Here is a 19,684-nt window from a genome sequence, read left to right as displayed (position 1 = left end):
AGGGCGCTGGTGAAGGATGTGGAGTATTCGATTTCTGTTTGTAAGCGTTCGGCAAAGTCACCTTCCAAACTCCAGCATTAAGGGTGATGTTGCCCGCGTATTAAGTGAACACCATGGCCTTCGGCAGTGGAGTCGGGAAGGCGTGGTCGCCGGCCCCTTAAAGATGGACCTTAGACTGGGGGTATCATTTTCAAACCATCCGAAGCATACCCTCAGATTTGCCCCCAATGTAGCAACCCACTGGAAGTGAATGGAGCTCCATGGTCTGTGGGAAGGCAGAAGTAATCAGAAAAACAGCCTATCCGACGACACCTAAAGACTCTCAGGGTCGCCGAAGAACATCTGGACACTCATATAAATCAAAAGGTTATGAATGGAGAATTAGTTTTGTACCCCCAGATGTACCCTTTTTTAAAGTAGCTATGAATGGATTACAGTGGACGCACCGGGGGTGGGGCTGGCGCAGAACGCTATGCTTTGGGCTCGTCCCAGTCGCTACGCGTCGCAGCAGTCAGCGCATCCCAGTCATCAGGAGGGTTGCCGCGGCCCAGCATCTTCTCGAATACGGCGTAGGGATCGGATTTGCTGCCTGCCGACCGTAGGGTATTTTCGTCGTTGACCCATGCATAGACGATGACCTTGGACCTTGAGTCGTAGCGAAAGAACAGCCTAAAGCGCCTGCCGATTTTTGCGCGGCGCCAATGTCTGTAGGCGGTGCCCAGCGTGTTGCCTTGGCGGAATTCATCACGGCCTGGGTCGGCAGGCACAGCCTCCATGATCAGATGGCTCAATGCCCGAAACAGCTTGACGTTGGCGTTGCTCTCAAAACCTTGCGGATCGTTCTGCTCGGCTCGGACGGCGGCTTCTTGCAATTTGCGTAGCTGTAAAGTCACTCCTTCATGGAACAACAGTGTCCAGCCATGTCGCAGCATCAGATCGCGACCTCACCATTGATATCTTCGTCCAGGTTTACGGAGTGGTTTGCGTTGGCGAGCATGGTTTGCGCCAAGTCTTCCGGCAGAGTGGTGAGGTTGCGGCCGCCTCGGATATCAGCCTCCAGCAAACCCAGGAACGCACCGATGGCAGGGTCTTCGTGGGTGGTTTCTACGCGGCTGACCACGATTTCACCACCGCGTACGTCGAATGCAATCTTGCCACCTGTGTCAATGCCCAGTAGCTGACGTACGGATTTGGGCAGTGTGATCTGCCCCTTCGAGGTCAACGTGGCGATTTCGTGGATGGTAGGCATGAGCGTTCTCCCGGATGTACAGAATGAATTGTAAGGAATAATCCTTACATGGTCAATCTTGGTTTCTCCTGATCAGGCACAAGTAGGGTTAAGGGTCAGAAATTTGGCAGAATGAGTTTCACCGCTTCCCGGGATACGAGGCTCGATACCTTGCGGGCAGGGGAAAGACAGCAAGTGTGATGTCGGTACGCTCACATATAAGCTCGCACTTGACGGAAAGATTGTTTTCAAGCCCGCTTCACGAGGATGGCTGCTTGCCAGTATTTCCATGCTCGACATATTCTCCGTCCAGTATTTGGCTGCTGACGCCGTCCAGCATGTGCCTTCGACCCGATCCGGATCGGTAGCGCTCGTGAAGGTCGATGCGACTTTGACTTCGGGTCAGGAGGGGTATCCAACCTGGCCGACCTCAAGCACTGAACGGAGCGTGAATTTTTTCCGAAGAAGAACGGCGATCCCTGTCGATCAAACGCATGATTCTGCACGTCGTTGGCAGCAAGGAGTTCCACGCCGTGCCGGAGCGGGAGCTAGAGGAGGAAAGCTTCTTTATCGGTAAGATCCTGGACATGGCGGCGTCGCTGGTTTTCCGCTTCAAGAGCGTATCGACCACCAGTAATCAAATCGAGGCAATTGCCAACCGTGCCGTCACCTTTGAATACGGTGCCCAGAAGCTGGCTTTGAGCTTTAACTCCCAGCACATGTTCACGAGTGCTGATGGCGTACTGTGCATGTTCGAGCTGGCGGTGGACGACCCGCACATCAAGATCTATAGCTTGATCAAGTACGACTACAACCTGGCACTGGAGCAGAGGCTCCGGTGAGGTTTCAAAGGTTTTCATACATACAGAACCTAAAAGCATTTTGCAAAGAGCAACCAGAAAGCCATCAGTAGCTTAATATGTGTAGCCAGTGAAGGAGGGCCCTAGTGCCGGGCTTTAAAAAGGAGCGGGAAATTTGATTACGACACACATGGGCTCCTTGAGTGCCGCTCATAGGGGCTATGCCTACCAAGATTTGGTTACCGCATACTTACTGGTTCGAGCACTTGTTCACCAGCATGAAGCGGTCATCGTGGATCGTAAAACTGTCGAAGACGACCGCTTCGACGATCTTGAGGTGACGGCCAATGGAACCAGAATCCGGCGCCAGCTAAAGTCCAGCCTGAACCCCGACGTCGCACTGAAGCTTCAAGATTTCACAGGCCATGCCTCCTCTCTTCGATTTGACCGTTTGGTTCAGACGTTCACCCAAGCAGGCATGGACGCAGCTGACGAGTACAGGCTCTGCGCGACCTGGCAGCCCCCTGTTATAGCCGACGCGTTGTCCGCTTTATTTGAAGTGTCAGAAGCCGCTGGCACGTTCGCAGGGTTTACTACAAAGCGATATCGCATCGATTCAGCTCGAATATGGCCAGATGCCGAAGGCCCAAGACTCTCGGTACTCTGCCCCTCCAAGGAGGGCCCAGCACCGCTTACCCGAGATCAGGTTGTCGCTTTTTGCGAGCGCTTTATCATTGAACTTGCTTTGCCCTCAGCAACGCTTGATCTTGATAGCCCCGGCCCGTTAGAGGATTTACTGCTCGACTTGTTGAAGAAGGATGTTGGAATAGGGCGATACCCCAACGCCGAAAGACGGCCTGAGGATGTTGCAGCGTTAGCTATTCACATCGCCACCAACGCCCGCATTCAAGGCGAGAGGCTGACCCCTGGGAACGTAGCCAGTCGTTTGATGCTGCGCACAGATTTCGGGCGAGTACTTCAACAGTTCCCGATTGATAATTCTGTGCTACAGCTGCGACCGCACGTTCGCGACGATCTGGCTGAAACGGTGCTGCAGGGAGGCGTTCATTTGATCCTTGCTGGCCCCGGATCAGGTAAATCTTGGGAGTTGACGCAGCTTGCCGATTTTCTGCGAAATCGCGGTGTTGTTGTAGCGCAGCATTACTGCTTCCTTGCCCCTGGAGACGGTTTGGCAGAGAAGCGGGTTAGCACCAACATCCTGTTTGCAAATCTTCTGGGGGACATCCAGGACTGGTTGAGTGAGCAAGAGAGCGTCTCTGCTCGGCAGACCTTTGCGGCAGGAGCTGATGTCCTTGAAGAAAGCCTGCAGCAAGTCGCTGAAAGCGGCTCCCGAGTCGTCATTATTGTCGACGGTCTGGATCACATTGCGCGAGTACGCAGCACCTCTCAAAGCCTAAATGATAATGAAACGGATATCGTAGAGCGCTTATCGACACTCGCGTTACCTGAAGGTGTATCGCTTGTCATTGGCTCTCAACCTGGCGAGCACCTTGATCCTCTCCGAGATCGTTTCAAGGACTCACTGCACCAGCACACCCTTCAAGCGTGGCAACGCGAGGAGATATTTTCTCTGTGTGATAAGCATGGCGTTTTACAAGCATTTGAAGACGTCGCCATTAGCGACCAAGGTGAACGAGACGAGTTACTCACCTTACTGGCGTCGAAGGCCCAAGGAAACCCTCTCTATACCCGCTATTTGTCGGTTGGCCTCGCTGAGGGGTTAAAGAGCGGGCGCATTCAAGCGCCTCATGAATGGCTATCGTCAGCGCCAGCCTTTGACGGTGACATTACCCGTTACTACCAACACCTGAACCTGACCGCCAGCCGCAACAACGTCCCCGTGGCTAATATCCTAGGTGTGCTTGATTTCTCGGTGACGGAGGCAGAGCTGAAAGAAATTGTCGGGAGCTTGATGCAAGACTATGTTCCCGAAGCGCTGGCCATGTTGTCCCCCATCCTTTCCCACGCCACAGGTCAAGGCGGTGTACGGATATTTCATGAGAGCTTCAGACGCTTCATTCTTGACGAGTTACAAGCCGCAGGCAAAAGCGTTCGCAATATCCTGAATCCGGTCATCGTCTGGCTAGAATCCAAAGACTTTTTTCAAGACGCTCGCTCATACCGCTTTTTGCTTCCTTCTTTGCGCCGAATGGGGCGGGACGATGAGATTTTGGAGCGGGTCTCTGCCACCTTTGCGCGTGACAGTCTCATTCATGGACACTCTAGAGCGGCTATTGAAAATGGCGTCTCGCTTGCAGCGGACATTGCGGCAAGCAGCGGAAACTGGCCAGTGCTGCTCAGGTGTGCTGAGATCTTCCGTTCACTCGACATGTGCTTTGATGAAGGTACAAATCGCTGGCATCCGTATTGGGTCACCTACCAGGCGCTACATGGGCCGCATGCTCTCGCGCAACGCATGCTCTTCGATGGAGAACCAACTCTGGATGCAACTCAAGGACTGCTCGCGTGTGAGGCGGTCGAGGCCCAAGGCGCAGTGGCACCCTGGGCGGAATACCTTGAGTTATGGTTTGACGACCAGCGCAGCAGTCACTCTGATCATTTCGATCCTGAGGCTTATCTGTACGAGGAGGAAAAGGTTTACCTGGCGTCGCTGCGTGGACAACTGCGCTTAGGGTATACGTTTGGTGTCGCCCGAGAGGTTTGTGATCAGTTGTATTTCGAGGAAGAACTCAAATTCATCTTCGTACGTAGCCTTTCGAGCATGCTCGCTCACGAGCTACCTATGTCTTCCGTTGAACGTCTCGCTGGGCGAGTGCGCATTCAATCTGACCAGCGATTCGGCTTAAGTGATGAGCGTGCTTGTGCGACTTGGTTGGGGCTGTCGGACGTCGCATGGGAGGCGAGCAACTTTGTGGCGGCGGCAGATTACGCCAACAACGCGCTGCGTCACGCCGAAGGAGCAGAGCAGGCTGTATGGTGTCTGGAGCGAGGGGGTTCCATTGAAAATGGCCAGCCATTTTTGGTTGAACCATACACTCTAGACATTGCTCTGGACGACAATGGCCACCTACACAGCACCCAGCCAGTTCGCGACTGGGTTGCATCCATACGCCTACATGCCTTAACGGGCAATTCACAAATCCTGGACGCGGAGCGGCATCGTGTCGAAGGGGACGGCTGGTACCGTTGCTGGCTGCGTTTCGTGATAGCAAGCGCAGAAGCTGAAGCGGCGGCCCTCCAAAACAGTCCATCTGACTCTAGTGCCGTTTTTGCAGAGCTTCTCGGGGATGTTCGTCCGTTCGTGGGATCTCCTCGGGCATGCGATCTGTATCTCATCCATTCAGTTATAGCTGAGAGCCTGGCCCGAGCACTGCGTCTCCCCAGAACGCTGGAGGAGTGGGACTACGCCATTTCCTCCATATCCGAGGTTCGTCTGGGTATTGCGACCCAGATGGACAGGGAAGACGGCGGGGCCATTTCGGCCAATACTTTTTTTTCGATACTGATTCCCTACGCTAAACATGAATCAGCGTCGCAGTTGGTGGTCGACGCTTTAGATCGTGAACTCGTGGCAGAGGAGAGAGACGGCGGTACTTACTACAGCAACCATGCCGAGTTTTCCATGCGGGTGGCACAGGCGTTAGCAGTTGCAGGGCAACCTGAGGCGGCAGCCAGTTATTGGGGGAACTCTTGCGGGTTTCTACTGGGGTACGGGTTTCACAAAGACACCTCTCTGTTTGACCTGATCCAGAGTGTGAGCGCTTTGAAGAGAGGGTCTTCCACCGCAGCGCTTGATGGCTTGACCAAGTTGCAGCCGCTCGTGCGAGCAGTGATGAATCATACCGATGGCAGAGAAACACGCCATGCACCGAACGCCTGGTTCAGTGCACTCATGGCTGTTGACCCAGTACACGGTGTTCGGCTTTTAGCATCGACATTGGCACGTGAACGTGGGGGGGAGTCCTGGATCACGGTCGCCGCACTGACGAGTGTATTGAAGAGTCTTGCTGAAACGGCGGATCCGCTCTTGCTCGATGGAGTATGGAGCTCAATCTTGTTCGAGGTTGATTACGACGGTGGCGCCAGTAAGCTTGTCATGGAACGGCTAGTTCCTCTTGAACGGCTTATCCCGAACAGCCTGTCTTACGTCCAGGAGCGATTCACACAACTATGTGCAGAAGTGTTAGATGATGCTATGCGGTATCGGGTCGATGCCGTGGAGCGGCTTCTAAAATTTGCATCAGAGCATGCGCTTACCGTTCCAGCAGCCCTGTGTGATTACCGTCATCCCACGCCGATAGTGCGCAGTGAAAGCAGATCTCTTAAGAACGACACGGCAGGTGAGGAGCTTCGTCCCGCCTTTCCTCAAACGCGAAGCTATGTGGATGTGCTGTCTACGCTTCGCAGATTAGGTGCGACGAAAATCTCGGATTCCGAGATCGACGGGGTGGTAACACTACCTCTGGCTTATATCATCAGCGAAATGGTCGAAGCAGGCGATGAATTAGCAGCCCGACGACTGATCCACTTTTATGTGCACGATACGGATTACTGGTTCCGGGATCGTTATCAGGCCATTAACGGCCTGGCTGAAGCGCTTGATAACGCCGGTCATGTACAACTGGCCGCCATCACCTACGTGCTTGCGTATAGCTGTGCAAAAGGCGGCGGTGGCTGGCATAACGTAGGCGATCGTAAGCACGCAGCTTCGGTAGACAGAGCGCTTGAGCTTGATCCTGCGCAAGCCTGGCAGGTGCTAGCAGACGAGACGGCCCGTAAGCTGCGGTCTGGCAATGTTCATGGTGTGACGCAACGTCTGGTTGAGCAACTTGCCGAATGGGAGGTTCCCGGCATCGCGTCACAAGCATGGGCCGAGGCCTTCAACGTGATGGAGCGCCGTTTGCCTTTGCCGGGACGCTACCTTGGGTTTGAAAGTCTTGAGGCAGACGATTGCGACTGGTCAGTGGAAGAGGCCTTGATCAGCCTGCTCCTGAATCGCCTAGGCAATCCGGTCTTACCACGCAAAGGGCTAGTTTTGAGTGCTATAGCACGTCTGCTACGCGATCGAACTCATCTATTCGCTCGTCCGTTGAGCCACTGGCTACTGGCCGATACATCAGTGTCCTCGCTGCATCTAATGCTTCGCGTGTTGATTGAGTCCCCGGTGGACCTTTCGAACCTCATTACTGATGTCAGTCCCGAGCTTATGCTATGCGCCGAGTCCGACTCATGGGCAGTGGCGAGGATGGCTCAAGCACTTCTAGCCAGAATAGATGTGACTGTTGCAGACAGAACCGAATCCACGATGTCTTCCAGCCCGGTCGTCCATCAACCTTTGCGGATGATCGCAGCACTTGAGCAGTATGAAGTGATGGAATTTCTGTCGCAGTCCTGGCCTGACCTGCCGTATATCCTCGAGGAGCGTCTGAATAACATTGCGTGGAGTGATTCTACTCCGGGTCGCGAGCGATGGCAGCTCAGCGCCGGCCGTAATGGTAGTGCACGTCTTTCAGCCCAAGTTTTGCTTTGGCAAATGGAAATCTATCTATCCATTCTTGATTCTATGCTCGTTAGCCTTCCGCGTCCTGAAGGGCTACCCGAAGGCTTCGAGTCAGAGTTGGACGAGGAGATCCTTCGCTATATCCTACCAAATATCCCTGCGCACTTGATGGCTGTCGCCAGCAGGACACCGCGCCCTAAATGGGAACCCAGTGCGCGCAATGGTCTCAACCCGATCGTCACGGTCGCTGACGATGATCCTGAGTACAGTGGTTGGATTCGACTTGGTTTCTATGAGGTGGAACATCCTCAAAGCTCGCGGACTGAATCGGGGCGGCAGCGAACGACCACCCGCATGGGGGGGATTGTTGCAGTGCATCCTGATGAGAGTGTCCCGCCCAATGCGTTTCCTTTCAACGAAGGTCATATCGAAGATTGGATGATCATTACGGGTAGTCCGGATGAGATAATGGACGAGCGTGGTCCTTGGTTAGTGAGCCTGAGCCCAATTGAGGACTGGCTGGGAAGGGCTTCATTACTCGTCCCTCCGGCAAGCCTTCAAATGCTTGCTGATCTGCACCATTGTGCATACGCAGGCTCCATGAAGTGGGTAGATGCTGCTGGAAACCTCGCGGTGGTTCAACGTACTTGGCGAGTGCATAGCGATCAGATTTCGATTCAGGACTCGTACTACATAGAGGGGTGTGACGTACTGATGCGACCGGATCTAATACCCATACTTAACCAAGCATATGGGCCTTGGTTAGCGGAATTGAGTCAGGTGATGTGACCTTTGTCGTGCACATAGACTGGGAGCATACCTTCTCGTCCGGATGGGGTAGTCAGTGAGGGCTACTGACCGGTTGAAATCCACAGTCGTTTGCTGCCATTCGCGACAGACCGATTTCGACCCAAGCGGGAGAACGACGGCTGCGGCTGCTAGCGCTGCCGCCCGCTCAAGCACCTCGGGCTGCGTCTGGAACATATGAGTGCCGACAACGAAGTGCTCGAACTTCGAGCTGTCTTTCATCGCTGCCTCGAAGACCGCGTTCTCGGTCGCCCAGGCTACTGCCCATTGCATCGACTCGCAGTTCTCAACCAGTGCTATGAGTGTCGACTGCGTCTGCGAAGCCGACAGGAACTTCACATCCATCTCTGCTTTTCCTCGTGTTTCTATTTAACTAAGTCCGGTACGCTTCTGGGAGCGTCAGGAGAGGCGGACTGCTCGTGCAGCGACCGGCATGTAGAGCCATCGCTCGCTCACGGGCTTGCCGGTCGCGTTGAGAAGGGCATGACCATAGGACTCGAGCTGGGGCCCGTGCTCAGCCACCAGGTCCTCGTCTCTGGCTGAGCCACCGGGGTTCGACTTGTGGTCCATGAGAATCCAACCATCTGGCAGTTCGACCAGCAAGTCGATGCGGCCCCGGATACGAGTGCCGTTAGGGCCATTCGCTTCGATGGGAACTTCGACGTAAACGGGGCAGCCAGGCCAGCGCTTGGCTACCCAAGCTTGGAACGCTCTGGCCTGGGCACAAACGGCTTCCTTATCCACAGAATGAGCCACGGCCCAGGTCATCAGGATTCGTTCGACTTCAGGGACTGAAATCCCGCCAAGCACGCCGGCGCGAGCGATACAGAGGTGGAGCGCCGTGCCCAGCGATGCCATGTCGGGCTTGCCCGCCAAGCTCAGCCGGACTCCTACCGCGTCAGTCTCGACTACCTTGAACGTGCCTCCCGAGGCAGAACTCGGTCGATGCCACAACGGCTCGGCCTGCACGCGCGGACGAGCGGTGAACCAACTGCAGGCCTCGGAGGCTTTGGCAGGTGGCTCCGTTGAGCAGTCATCCTTGCTCCACGATCTCGATAGTCTTGAGAGCTGCTGGCCGTCGGGAATCGCTATGGTTCCTGAATCGCCGAACAACAGGTCGGGTGCGCCTTGAATTTCGCCGACCCAGGCGCGCCCCGCCCCTGACTTGCGAACAAACGACACTGCGATGTTCATATCACGCGCGCGGGTCAGGCCCACATAGAGAAGGCGTTTGTTCTCGGCCAGCGCCTCGGCCTGCATGGCTTGACCAGTGGAGCTGGCTTCAGCATTGAGGGCGGCTTGGGGTTGGGAACGCTTGCCCCAGGTCTTCAGCCAGCAGTGGACGAAGCGGTTGGCGAGCGGCTGCTGCGGATCGAAGCCCCCAACTGTTCTCGCGCGTACACCCCAAAGCGAACTGCGTGCTGTCGCATCGAGGCTTGTCAGCACGACGATTGGCCACTCCAGCCCCTTGGCCCCGTGATAGGTGATGACCGAGACCGAGTTGTCTTCTGAAATGGCCCGGTTATCGTCCTCTGCGCTGGCGAGTTCGTCCAGCCAACGAAGCATGCCGCTGATGGTCGCCGGTCGCTTCGCGGCGACACACTCGTCCTCGAAAGTCTTTCCGAGCTCGACCAGTGCCTCGACATTGGACAGCCTATTGCGGCTCTCGTGAGGGGAGGTGGACCATTGTCCGACCAGCCGCACTACTTGGGACTCGGCAGCAGCAAGTCGCAGTACTTCCTGTGGCGTCAAAGCCATTAGCGTTGGACGCAGCTCTTCCAATCGGGCCAGTAGGGGATGGGAGCTATCACCCTTCGTCAGCCACTCGTGTGACCTCACCCCTTCGGTGGCTAGGTATTGCAGCCTGTCTGCAAGCCAGGTCTCGATCGGAGTGCCATCGGCCAGGGTTAGAACCAGCGCCGTGGCGACGGTGTCGGTTGGGTCGTTCATGCGCCTCAGACAGGCCATGACATAGATGGCTTCGGCAGTCCCCAACAAGCCGGAGCGTGGGCTGGCTGACGGGATGCCCCAGCGCGTGAGCGACGTGACGGCAAATTCGACTTGGTCGTTGTAGCGACACAGCACTCCGACATCGCCGGCCTGAATCGGACGGAGCTCCTTGGTGTCCTTGTCTTCGACCTTAACCCCGGACTCGAGCAGCTCGTGGATGGCCTGGCCAAGGCCTAGGTAGTCTGAGTCGTTTCGGCTGCTCTCGAAGTTCCAGTTCAACAGCGCGGGCTGATCCGGGATGTCTTTCCGCAGAGGCTGCAACCGAACCTGCTCAGGCGTCAGGTCGGGCTCGAACGCAGAGCTGAATACACTATTAGTGAGTAAGACCTGGCTTTCGGTGGAGCGCCTGGAGGTGTCCAGAGCCTTCCCTATGACTCCGCCCCAGCCCTTGATGGCGCTGAGAACGCCGGAAATGAGGCTCGAGTCAGTTCCGCGGAAGCCGTAGATAGCCTGCTTGGGGTCACCGACCCACACCGACTTCTTAGCCAGTTTGGCCAGCTCGACGAAAAGCGCCAGTTGGAGCGGGCTGGTGTCCTGGAACTCATCAACCATGATGAGATCCAGTTCTGCCGCCAACACTTCACGGACGGCAGGCTTTGTCCTCAATGCACGTAGCAGCAACACCTCTTGGTCGCTGAAGTCGACTGCACCCAGCGCCTTCTTGGCCTGTTCGTAGGCGTCGAGAACGTCGGCGGCCAGCTTGAACACCTTGTCAAGGTAGCGACGGACCTCGGCATGAAAGGCCGGGTGAGACTCGTGGGCCTGAGCAGCGGACTTGACTGGTGCCACGATATCCCTGACCTTAGCGCCGGCGTCAAACCCCGCTGCGCCGATCCAGTCGGGCCAGCACCAGCGTCCTTCACGGAAGAGACGATCCAGTTTTTGCAGCCCGTCGAGGCCTTTTAAGAGGTTGTCTGCAACTTTGGCGCCGACAGCTTGCTGCTGTTCTACGTAGGCGGTTACTTCCTGGTGCGCCTTGGCCAGCGCGGTCGCTAACGCCATGGTCGGGTCCAGCCCCGCAGTTGGGACAGGCCAGTTCGCGAGCATAGCGTCCGCGTTCTGAGTACCCATCACGCGAAGCGCCCCTGGCTCAATGTCGTTATCGAGCGCGGCCTTGACGACAGCCTCAACAGTCTTGGACCAGTCCGCCTGTTCGATGCCGAACCGCTCTGTGAGCCAAACTAGTTCCGCTTGTGCGTCGGCATCCATCGACTCGGCCAGCGTGGCTTTGAGCAGTCTCTTGGATTGACCTTCACCCAGGACAGTCTGGTCGGGAGACAGCCCCAACTCGAAGCAGAACCGTTTGAGCATCTGACCACAGACACTGTTGACGGTGCCCAAGCGGGCTTGGCCTATGGCGGTGGCGAGGTCGATACGGCCCTTTTCAAGAAGCCAGGAGCGGGCGCGTTCGCGCAGCTCGGTAGCGGCCTTCACCGTGAAGGTCGTGGCCAAGATGGCGTGAGGCCGTGCCGTGCCAGATTCGAGGGCTTGTGCGAGAGTTTCGGTCAGCTTGTAGGTCTTGCCACTGCCGGCGCCTGCGCTGATGAATTCGATGTTGTTCATCACTTCCAGCCTCCCAGCAAGATAAGATGGTCTCGGTCCCATTTGCTTGGACCGTTGACCGGAAAGGTTCCCTCAGGGCCCTGGTACTCGTCGTTCGGATCTTCCGGAACGACTTCGATGGTCCCGGCGTCCAGCTGCTGCTTGCGCCACTTCCAGGTAGCGCGGGCGCGGTCCAGTAGATTGGAGGCGGTTACGCCGTCCGGCGGTCTTCTGACTTGCGCTTTTGGGAAGATGTCGGCAGCGGTGATGTACAGCCCGCCACTTTCCAGGATGAAATAGCCAAGCGCGGCGGGTGCGATACCGCTTGTTTGCTCAATGAGGCTGGAGTAGAGCGCCAACTGTAGGTGCTCGCCAGAGCGAAGCAGCCCGGCGTAGTAGGTATCGCCCCTCCACTTTATGTCCACGGCGACAGTTCGCTTGTCACCAAGTGTGACCAAGAGGTCAATTTTGCCGATCAGCGGGACTGCTCCCAAGGTTCCTCTGAACTCCACCTCAGTCTGAACCTGAATGGCACCTGCGAGCCTGAGGTGATCGAGGAGACTTCCGATGGCTCGTTCGCATACCTGCCGGAAGTGCTGCTGTGTTACCCCCGCACCCTGCATGAGCAGTACAGCGCCTTCAGTCAGTAAGAGTGAGTCGGCTACGGCGCGGAACCAGTCAACGGCTTCGGCGTTTGACCAACTCAAGGCTTTGTCGTGCGCGAAGAGTTTCTCGAGCACCCGATGAGCGAGGATGCCCAGCAGGCGGTTGCCCTCATCAACCTCTAGGACTGAGGTGGGATCCAGCTTCGCCACTCGTTTCAAAACGAATAGGGCTGCATCATTGAAAAGCTCGTTCAGCGTAGTGAACGACTGTAGGGCGTCGCCGAGCTGCACGGGATGAGGCAGTTGGATGTGTCGTGGAGTAGCGGGCAGCGCCTGAGGTGCAAGCACCTCGGCGGTTACCCCTAGTAGCGTGGAATTGAGTGCGGTGTCCAAGTCAAGCGACGCGGACTCGATATCCGGTACGAGCTTCTTAAGAAGCTGACGAATCGGATGCACTTCTGAACCAGGAGGAGGGCAGACGATGATGAATCTTTTTCTCGCGGCAAGTAGTGGCCGCAGCCACCTCAGTGCTAACGATACAAGCTCACGCGCCGGGTCTCGCAACTGCACACCTAATTGAGTTAGAGCATTCACCTCGGCAGGAGACCAAGGCAGAGGCGAGGGCAGGGCAGGCGTCGACGGCATCCACCAGATCACTTCATCAGCTGCTTCGATGCAGGCGGCTGCCGTGCTGCTCGAGCGCATGCAACCAATATGGGAAACCGCAGCGGGATTGGTTGCTCCGGCGGGTGTGGCGTGGGCGACCAACTGTTCGACTTGTCGAGGCAGTAGCTTGGCCACACCTTGCCGAGCCAGCTCGGTCAATGCGTCATGAACAGCCGCACATTGGCTATGCGCCGCCATAAAGCTTGCCGCGTCAGCAGGCTCACCCAAGAGGCGACGCCGCATAGCCTCCTGCATCCGATCGACGCGAGCGATCAGTGCATCTACCGGCACTCCATCTGTGCGTGCCCAGCGCTCTGATTCCAGCCAGAAGGTGATTTCATCTGCCACTTCCTGGGCATCGTCATCTGCGGCGATCTTGTTCTTGGCTGTCGTCCAGGCTTCGCCACCTATCCCGGGTTGGTTGGCGACAGCGCGTGCGAGTCTGCTTCTCGCAGCGCGACTGAATGGGCCGACCGGATGAGTCAGGAAGTCCAAAAGGCGGTTCATGTCCACTGGGTCCCAACACAGCTCCAAGGCAAGGGCTAGTGCCTGAAGGGCCGGGCGCAGCTGACTAGGACGTTCGAACCCGCAGTTGACGCTACCAGAAACAGACAGTGATACGTCCAGTGAGTCTCCTGCATCCTCGGCCAGGATCAGTCGGTCTCCGGGCGTGTGCACGTGCTGCGTGCCTAGCCAATGTTCGGCGGTAGTGATTGCGAGGGTGTGTACCAGCAAGATGCTCCCGTCGGTCGGCACAGCCGAATTTCCCGCAGAGCCTCCGTTCAGCACGGTCAGGGCGTGCTCCTGCACCGCGCGGAGCTGGCTTGCTCCCTGTGGTTCAGGAAGGCGAACTTCGACCTCGGGCAGGCGCTCCAACACCTGCTGCCAGAGGCGCGGGAAGTCCTCAGGCGGGTCAACCAGGTGAACTGACCTGATGGGGCAGGGGCCGGAGGCACTCAGAGCTTGTATCACCAGATGCAAGCGCTCGGCCTCTCCGGGCGGCAGTGCTTCGAGAGCGGTCTTTTCGACGGCCGCAAGTTCTTGGATTCGCGGTGGATGCTCCGGATTCGCGCTGCCGTCCCAGCCGCCAAGCCGCCACTCGTCACGCCAAGCCAGGAGGCGCGCGGCAGTGCCAATGCTGTCGACCTTCAGGGAGTCGCTGTAGAAGCGCGAGTCGTTGTCATGAGCCCGCAGCAGGCCGGAGTAAATGGTCACGCGTCTGGCCGTTGAGGCTTCTGGCGCGCTTAGACCAAGGTAGGTCTCCAGCAGGGACAGGAAACCGAGACGGCCTACTATCGGGTTATTGAAGAAGTTCGTTGGGGACGGACCCTGACGGGCGTCCAGGAAAAGGCCAAAAGTGATGTGCATGCTGCGCTGGCTTCCTTGACGGCAATCGAATGCAGGTGTCCTATTGCATAATGTTCCCCTGCTCCTGGTCGACTAGAGTAACCGAAAGCTGCCATTCGCGTACGAAGGGAAACTGCCAAAAGCGACCCACATCGATGCCATCTGGCTGGCCACCGAGCCCATGGCCATGCGCGCCGAAGACGAGGCGGCTTTACTCGAGTGATCGCTAATCGATATTTTCCAATGCGCGCCCAAGAAAGAACGAGCGCTGTAGAAGGTGCGTGGCCCTCGACGAATCTCAAACCCCGATAACCCCGTTGACCACCATGGCGAACCTAATCCGCAGCCAGCAGAGTTTCGCTGCGTTCGACAGCAGCGACGACGAAGAAAAGGATTTACTTCATGTCCAGCTTTTTCAAGCTAGCTTCGTGCGCAAGGAGAAGAGACTTATGAGTTCAGAAGGAGGCGCCACATAGCCGGGCCCGTTTGATTCCCATAATTGATAACAGTGCCATGAGAGCTTGCCAATCCTTGGCCACATGCTGTCAATTTCAAAAACGTTCTCAACTTATCGCTTTGGAGGCGCTGGCGGAGGTGCAACTGGTGGAGCTGCCGGGCGCTGACTTGTTGTTTGCTTGCTTATACCGTCGTTAACGTGAATCTTACCGCCAGTTTGATTGGTCATGCTGATCACCGTTTGTTGGGTGGTGGTGCTTTGGGAGGTGTAGCTGGACGTTGAGCAAAGGGCTTAGATGGACTTGACTGTCCAGGAGTTGGCCGGTGTGGTTTGGGTGATATCCCTCTTTCTTCGTACATTTTAACCTCTTATTTCTTCGGGGCTTTCGGCGGAGCTGGTGGTGGTACTTTAGGGCGAATATTTGTTGGTGCCGGGGGACTGACGTTCATGCCATCGTTGGCAAGCCGCTGTTCAAGCACATGCTGCCTAGGTCGGTTATCGTTGCTCATTTTCGGTTACCTCTTCTAAGAATTCGATCAGGTAGACATCACAGTTGGCGATGAGATAGCTCTCAATTCCAGGCGTCTCTATCCACTGGTTGTTCTCGTCCATCCAACACGGGTAAGTGATAAGAAAATGCCCGTCCTTAGGATCGGTTGGCCAAACCGCGGGATACCCGAAAAGCCGACGACCATCGAGCAGAGTCAACACAACGCTCATACCTTCCCGCTTGCGAAACGCATAAATCCATTCTGGATATGAGGATCGCGAGGTGAGGGTCAGCCATCGGGCGAATCTGTATAGGTAGTCGTGGTTCGATGCGAATGCCAGGAGCAGGCCCAATACTACAGCCAGGCCGATACCCCAGACACCCTCTACCTGGGGGCTCCACTCACCCATTGTGAAGTAATGCTCACCAACCAAACCCAGGCCTCCCTTTATGCCTGCGATCATCATGGTTATCAGGCCGGTACCGATCAGTGCCTGAACTGTGCGTTCGAACTGGCCAGGCTTTTTCACATCTGCCAGCCAGTAGAAAATCATGGCGGTGAGGAAGCCTGGGATAAGAGTCTGAACCAACGGAACGATTTTTGTAGCTAGGTCTTCCATCTTGCACCTCCGAAATCTCACCTGCAGGTGAAATCCCGGGTTCTCTCGTGATGAGCAACGAAGGATCTTGAATGATTACTCCGCACACACGTCCGTGTGTGAAGGGGCAACCGTGTGGAGATCTAAAAGAAAAATTTCTGGCCGGATAGCTGAGACCAAGTCATACGATTTAACGGCTTCAGTGGCCTGAGTTGTCGTAATTGCTTGAGAGGCTTTAACTGCTTCAGTCCCTTCAGCGGCATCAGTCGAAGCATTGGCCTCGTAACGCCAAGTCTTGCACCTTCGGTAAAAAGGGCGACATGGCCACTGTTATCGCGTATCACTCCTTCAGCCATGAGGCCTAGGTGTCGTCCCTGGTAGGAATAGACGGAACCGTCGTTTAGGTAGGCTACAGGGCGACCGCTGATTGTGAAGATATGCTCACCATCATCGGTATACGCTATAGGGGTACCGGCTCGATCATAGAAATTCAAGGGCATGAAAATTCTCCATCCGAGAGGAGGGTAGGGCACCAATGTGCCCTGAGCTCTGTTAAGTGACCAATTAATCGGCCGCTTTAGGGCGAAGCACGATACGGAACGGCTGACCGTTCGCGCGGCGTATCACCTTGCCGTTGCGGGTGCGTATGGTCATGCGATAGATGACCTCGCCTTCGCCTTCGGGCTTGTCGAACATCTCAAGCTGGGACATTGGATGTCTCCTACTGAGGCGGCTCGAACACAGAACTCGCTACCCTTGCGTCAGCAACCCACAAGGGCTACCATCGCAGAGCTTTCTGAACAAAGCGCGAGAGATATCTGGAACCAGTTCAGATATCTTTTCCCTAAGGCCGGTCAAGGTGCGAACTTGATCGGCTTTTTCGTTTCTGGCTGATTTGCCTCCATCCGAACCCTTTCCAATTTAGGTCAGGTGGTATAGATAATGGCCTATCGAAACCATGAGCAAAGCCTATCATCATCAATTTGATTAGGTCAAGCGATCGTGTGCTACGATGCATCCTTATGAAACGACCGACCAGGTTCCTGGTCGGACTGCAAGACAGGTAAGACGGTGAAAAGGCAAGACGGAGTGGACATGAGTAACTTGAGCGACTACAGCCAGGCCCAGCGGGAGCGCCTGGTTTATATCGATTTTCGCCTGTATTTCACGGGTGTGGTCTCGCGTAATGACCTGATGGATCGATTCGGTTTGGGCGCTGCGGCTGCTACTCGAGATTTTGCTCAGTATCGTGAGATAGCTCCGACCAACACTGAGCTCGACACCGTCAGCAAGCTTTATGTAATTCGAGATACATTCTCTCCGCTGGTAGAGCATCCGCCTGAGCGAGTACTCACTGCTCTAACGCAGGGATACGGATACAGCCTGGATGGTGAGAAGCCGCTCATTCTCAACGAGTCCGTTTCGCTGCTCAGCCAGCCTAAGGTGGAGATCCTGGCGCCGATCGCGCGCGCGATTAGCCTGAATCAGGTAGTGAGAATCAGCTACACGTCGGCATCGGGTGAATCTGAGCGTGAAATTGTGCCCTTCGCCATTAGCTGTGATGGCCTGCGCTGGCATGTTCGGGCTTACGATAGAAAGCGCAAAGATTTTGTGGACTTTGTTCTAGCCAGAATCGGTGCTGCTCAGATTCAGCAGGGGCAGAAGCCTCTGGAGAACGAAAATCTAAGAAATGACGACCAGTGGAATCGGATGTTGGATCTACCCCTGGTTCCACACCCGGATAAAAATTGCTCTCAGATCATGATGCGGGACTACGACATGCCTGATGGTGTACTCAAGCTGCGTGTGCGTGCAGCAATGGCTGGGTATGTACTGCAGCAGTACCACGTAGACTGCTCGACTGATCACAGCATTGCAGACGAGGCATATCGACTCTGGTTGAGCGACCCTCTAGCTCTTTATGGTGTTAAAAGCGCCAAGCTTGCCCCAGGCTATAAAAGTCCCAACTGACAGTCTTGCCGAGCCCCTATCAAGGCGAGCGCGGCTGCTTCGCTGCACCCGAACGTAGTGACCAGCAAAGATCCTTCTTGGCACTAGCCTGAACCCTTATGTTGCTAGGCGGTGCATGCGAGTTATCGCTGGCCTGCCCGCCGGACGGGGTGAAAAATGCAGGCTGAAGGGCGAAAGTGTGAATTAACTACAAGCACTAACGAGCCAAGTCGGTCCAACGCTTCAAGCTGCGCCACAGGATAAACTAGGGTAAAAAGTCGACAAACCCATCTCCGCCGCTCTCGCGAAACGGTAAAGGGCTTGGATGTAGTAGGCAGTTACAGGGCAGGAAGGTGACCTTGGTGTGGGCAGCTATTACCTGAACGGGATAGCGAAGGAGCTGATGGAGGATGTGGCGCATTCGTTCGGCAAAGTCACCTTCCGAACTCCAGCATTAAGGGCGATGGTGCCCTCGTATTAAGTGAACACCATGGCTTTCGGCGGCGGAGTCGGGAAGGTGTGGTCGCCGGCCCCTTACAGTTGGACCTTAGACTGGGGGTATCATTTTCAAATCATCCAAAGCATACCCTCAGATGTGCCCCTAATGTAGCAATCCACTGGAAGTGAATAGAGCTTCACGGTCTATGAAAAGACAGAAGTGATCAGATGAACAGCCTGCCCGACGACGCCTAGAGACTCTCAGGGTCGCCAAAGAACATCTGTATCCGCGACCTCAACCAGCGTTCCGCCGGGTCATTGTCCTGCGCCCCACGCCACGCCATGTGCAATTCGAACGTCCGCACCTCCAGCGGCAGGTCCTCGGCGCGCAAGCCTCCCGCGGCGGTCAGCGCATCGGCGGTGTAGTCCGGCACCGTGGCGACGATATCGGTCCCCGCCAGCAAGCTCCCCAGCCCGTTGAACTGCGGCACCGCCAGCACCACATGGCGCTTGCGACCGATTTCGTCGAGGGCTTCGTCGATGAACCCGGACAGGTCGCCAGCGAACGACACCAACGCATGTGGTCGGGCGCAGAAATCGTCCAGGCTGATGCTGCCCGGCATGCTGTCGGCGCGCAGCAGCTTGGGCTTGCTGCGCCGCAATACCTTGCGCTTGGCGTTGGCCGGCAGTTCGCTGGTGTAGCTCACGCCCACCGAGATCTCGCCCGAGGCGAGCAGGGTCGGCATCAACAGGTAGTTGACCCGGCGCACCACCAGGACAATACCGGGCGCCTCGGCACGCACGCGCTTGAGCAACTGCGGCAACAGGGCGAACTCGGCGTCGTCGGACAAACCGATGCGGAACACCGCGTTGCTGGTGGCCGGGTCGAACTCGGCGGCGCGGCTGACCGCGGTGGAGATCGAGTCCAGCGCCGGCGACAGCAGGGCGAAGATCTCGTGGGCCCGGGCCGAGGGCTCCATGCTGCGGCCGGTGCGCACGAACAGCGGGTCGTCGAACAGGTTGCGCAGGCGCGACAGCGCGGCGCTGATCGCCGGCTGGCCAAGGAACAGTTTCTCGGCGGCGCGGGTCACGCTGCGTTCGTGCATCAGCGTCTCGAACACGATGAGCAGGTTGAGGTCTACGCGACGCAAGTCGTTACGATTCATTCGATGCGGCTCGCCAGAAGTGGGGCAGGGGTGAATCTTAAGGCCAAAGGCTGTTACCCTGCACCGATTTCCGGGGGCCAATGCACATAAAAGTCAG

The 19,684-nt window shown here is 56.4% G+C and carries 11 protein-coding genes; 3 read left to right on the top strand and 8 right to left on the bottom strand.

What is annotated here, in order from left to right:
- Nucleotides 1-470: 470 nt before the first annotated feature.
- Nucleotides 471-932 carry a type II toxin-antitoxin system YhaV family toxin gene (locus tag KSS95_RS16485; protein WP_217848134.1) on the bottom strand — a complete coding sequence of 154 codons (462 nt, stop codon included), beginning with the start codon at nt 930-932 and terminating at the stop codon, nt 471-473.
- Nucleotides 932-1,249, bottom strand: coding sequence for a type II toxin-antitoxin system PrlF family antitoxin (locus tag KSS95_RS16480; protein WP_217848133.1), 318 nt, complete (start codon nt 1,247-1,249; stop codon nt 932-934). Before KSS95_RS16480 ends, KSS95_RS16485 begins: the two co-directional genes overlap by 1 nt.
- Before the next feature lie 473 nt (nt 1,250-1,722).
- On the opposite strand from KSS95_RS16480, the gene KSS95_RS16475 reads away from it, so the two are divergent.
- On the top strand, nt 1,723-2,070 hold the full coding sequence (locus tag KSS95_RS16475) for a hypothetical protein (protein WP_217848132.1): 348 nt from the start codon (nt 1,723-1,725) through the stop codon (nt 2,068-2,070).
- Between the two features lie 133 nt (nt 2,071-2,203).
- Nucleotides 2,204-8,299 carry an NACHT domain-containing protein gene (locus KSS95_RS16470; protein WP_217848131.1) on the top strand — a complete coding sequence of 2,032 codons (6,096 nt, stop codon included), beginning with the start codon at nt 2,204-2,206 and terminating at the stop codon, nt 8,297-8,299.
- 417 nt (nt 8,300-8,716) lie between these two features.
- Here KSS95_RS16470 and KSS95_RS16465 read toward each other — a convergent pair whose 3' ends face one another.
- The 5 genes from KSS95_RS16465 to KSS95_RS16450 all read right to left on the bottom strand — a co-directional run bounded on the left by KSS95_RS16465 (nt 8,717) and on the right by KSS95_RS16450 (nt 16,744).
- Complete coding sequence (locus KSS95_RS16465) at nt 8,717-11,890, bottom strand: UvrD-helicase domain-containing protein (protein ID WP_217848130.1); 3,174 nt, start codon at nt 11,888-11,890, stop codon at nt 8,717-8,719.
- A complete protein-coding gene (locus KSS95_RS16460; RefSeq protein WP_225935518.1) occupies nt 11,890-14,508 on the bottom strand; it encodes a PD-(D/E)XK nuclease family protein in 2,619 nt (872 codons plus the stop codon). The genes KSS95_RS16465 and KSS95_RS16460 overlap by 1 nt, the downstream gene beginning before the upstream one ends.
- A 931-nt stretch (nt 14,509-15,439) precedes the next feature.
- Nucleotides 15,440-16,054 (bottom strand): DUF6338 family protein, encoded by a 615-nt coding sequence (locus tag KSS95_RS16455; RefSeq protein ID WP_217848129.1) that lies wholly within the window; start codon nt 16,052-16,054, stop codon nt 15,440-15,442.
- A 122-nt stretch (nt 16,055-16,176) separates the two neighbouring features.
- Nucleotides 16,177-16,533, bottom strand: a complete 357-nt coding sequence (locus tag KSS95_RS24845; RefSeq protein ID WP_437179554.1) for a 4-fold beta flower protein — start codon at nt 16,531-16,533, stop codon at nt 16,177-16,179.
- Nucleotides 16,534-16,597: 64 nt separating this feature from the next.
- The gene (locus KSS95_RS16450) at nt 16,598-16,744 is read right to left on the bottom strand and encodes a hypothetical protein (protein WP_177410880.1); all 147 of its coding nucleotides are present in this window, start codon (nt 16,742-16,744) and stop codon (nt 16,598-16,600) included.
- 384 nt (nt 16,745-17,128) lie between these two features.
- Between KSS95_RS16450 and KSS95_RS16445 the strand changes: the two genes are divergently transcribed.
- The gene (locus KSS95_RS16445) at nt 17,129-18,004 is read left to right on the top strand and encodes a WYL domain-containing protein (RefSeq protein ID WP_217848128.1); all 876 of its coding nucleotides are present in this window, start codon (nt 17,129-17,131) and stop codon (nt 18,002-18,004) included.
- Between the two features lie 668 nt (nt 18,005-18,672).
- Here KSS95_RS16445 and KSS95_RS16440 read toward each other — a convergent pair.
- A complete protein-coding gene (locus KSS95_RS16440; RefSeq protein WP_225935517.1) occupies nt 18,673-19,587 on the bottom strand; it encodes a LysR family transcriptional regulator in 915 nt (304 codons plus the stop codon).
- Nucleotides 19,588-19,684: the final 97 nt, after the last annotated feature.

It is taken from the genome of Pseudomonas muyukensis, from assembly GCF_019139535.1.
In the GTDB taxonomy this organism is placed as follows: Bacteria; Pseudomonadota; Gammaproteobacteria; order Pseudomonadales; family Pseudomonadaceae; genus Aquipseudomonas; species Aquipseudomonas muyukensis.
Note: the sequence above shows the minus strand (reverse complement) of the source record. Positions and strands in the feature narration are given on the sequence as shown.

What these genes read in the sequence shown, in the direction of transcription:
- KSS95_RS16485 (WP_217848134.1), bottom strand. Translation starts at nt 932, where the DNA reads ATGCTGCGACATGGCTGGACACTGTTGTTCCATGAAGGAGTGACTTTA.
- KSS95_RS16480 (WP_217848133.1), bottom strand. Translation starts at nt 1,249, where the DNA reads ATGCCTACCATCCACGAAATCGCCACGTTGACCTCGAAGGGGCAGATC.
- KSS95_RS16475 (WP_217848132.1), top strand. Translation starts at nt 1,723, where the DNA reads ATGATTCTGCACGTCGTTGGCAGCAAGGAGTTCCACGCCGTGCCGGAG.
- KSS95_RS16465 (WP_217848130.1), bottom strand. Translation starts at nt 11,890, where the DNA reads ATGAACAACATCGAATTCATCAGCGCAGGCGCCGGCAGTGGCAAGACC.
- KSS95_RS16460 (WP_225935518.1), bottom strand. Translation starts at nt 14,508, where the DNA reads ATGCACATCACTTTTGGCCTTTTCCTGGACGCCCGTCAGGGTCCGTCC.
- KSS95_RS16455 (WP_217848129.1), bottom strand. Translation starts at nt 16,054, where the DNA reads ATGGAAGACCTAGCTACAAAAATCGTTCCGTTGGTTCAGACTCTTATC.
- KSS95_RS24845 (WP_437179554.1), bottom strand. Translation starts at nt 16,533, where the DNA reads ATGCCCTTGAATTTCTATGATCGAGCCGGTACCCCTATAGCGTATACC.
- KSS95_RS16450 (WP_177410880.1), bottom strand. Translation starts at nt 16,744, where the DNA reads ATGTCCCAGCTTGAGATGTTCGACAAGCCCGAAGGCGAAGGCGAGGTC.
- KSS95_RS16445 (WP_217848128.1), top strand. Translation starts at nt 17,129, where the DNA reads ATGAGTAACTTGAGCGACTACAGCCAGGCCCAGCGGGAGCGCCTGGTT.
- KSS95_RS16440 (WP_225935517.1), bottom strand. Translation starts at nt 19,587, where the DNA reads ATGAATCGTAACGACTTGCGTCGCGTAGACCTCAACCTGCTCATCGTG.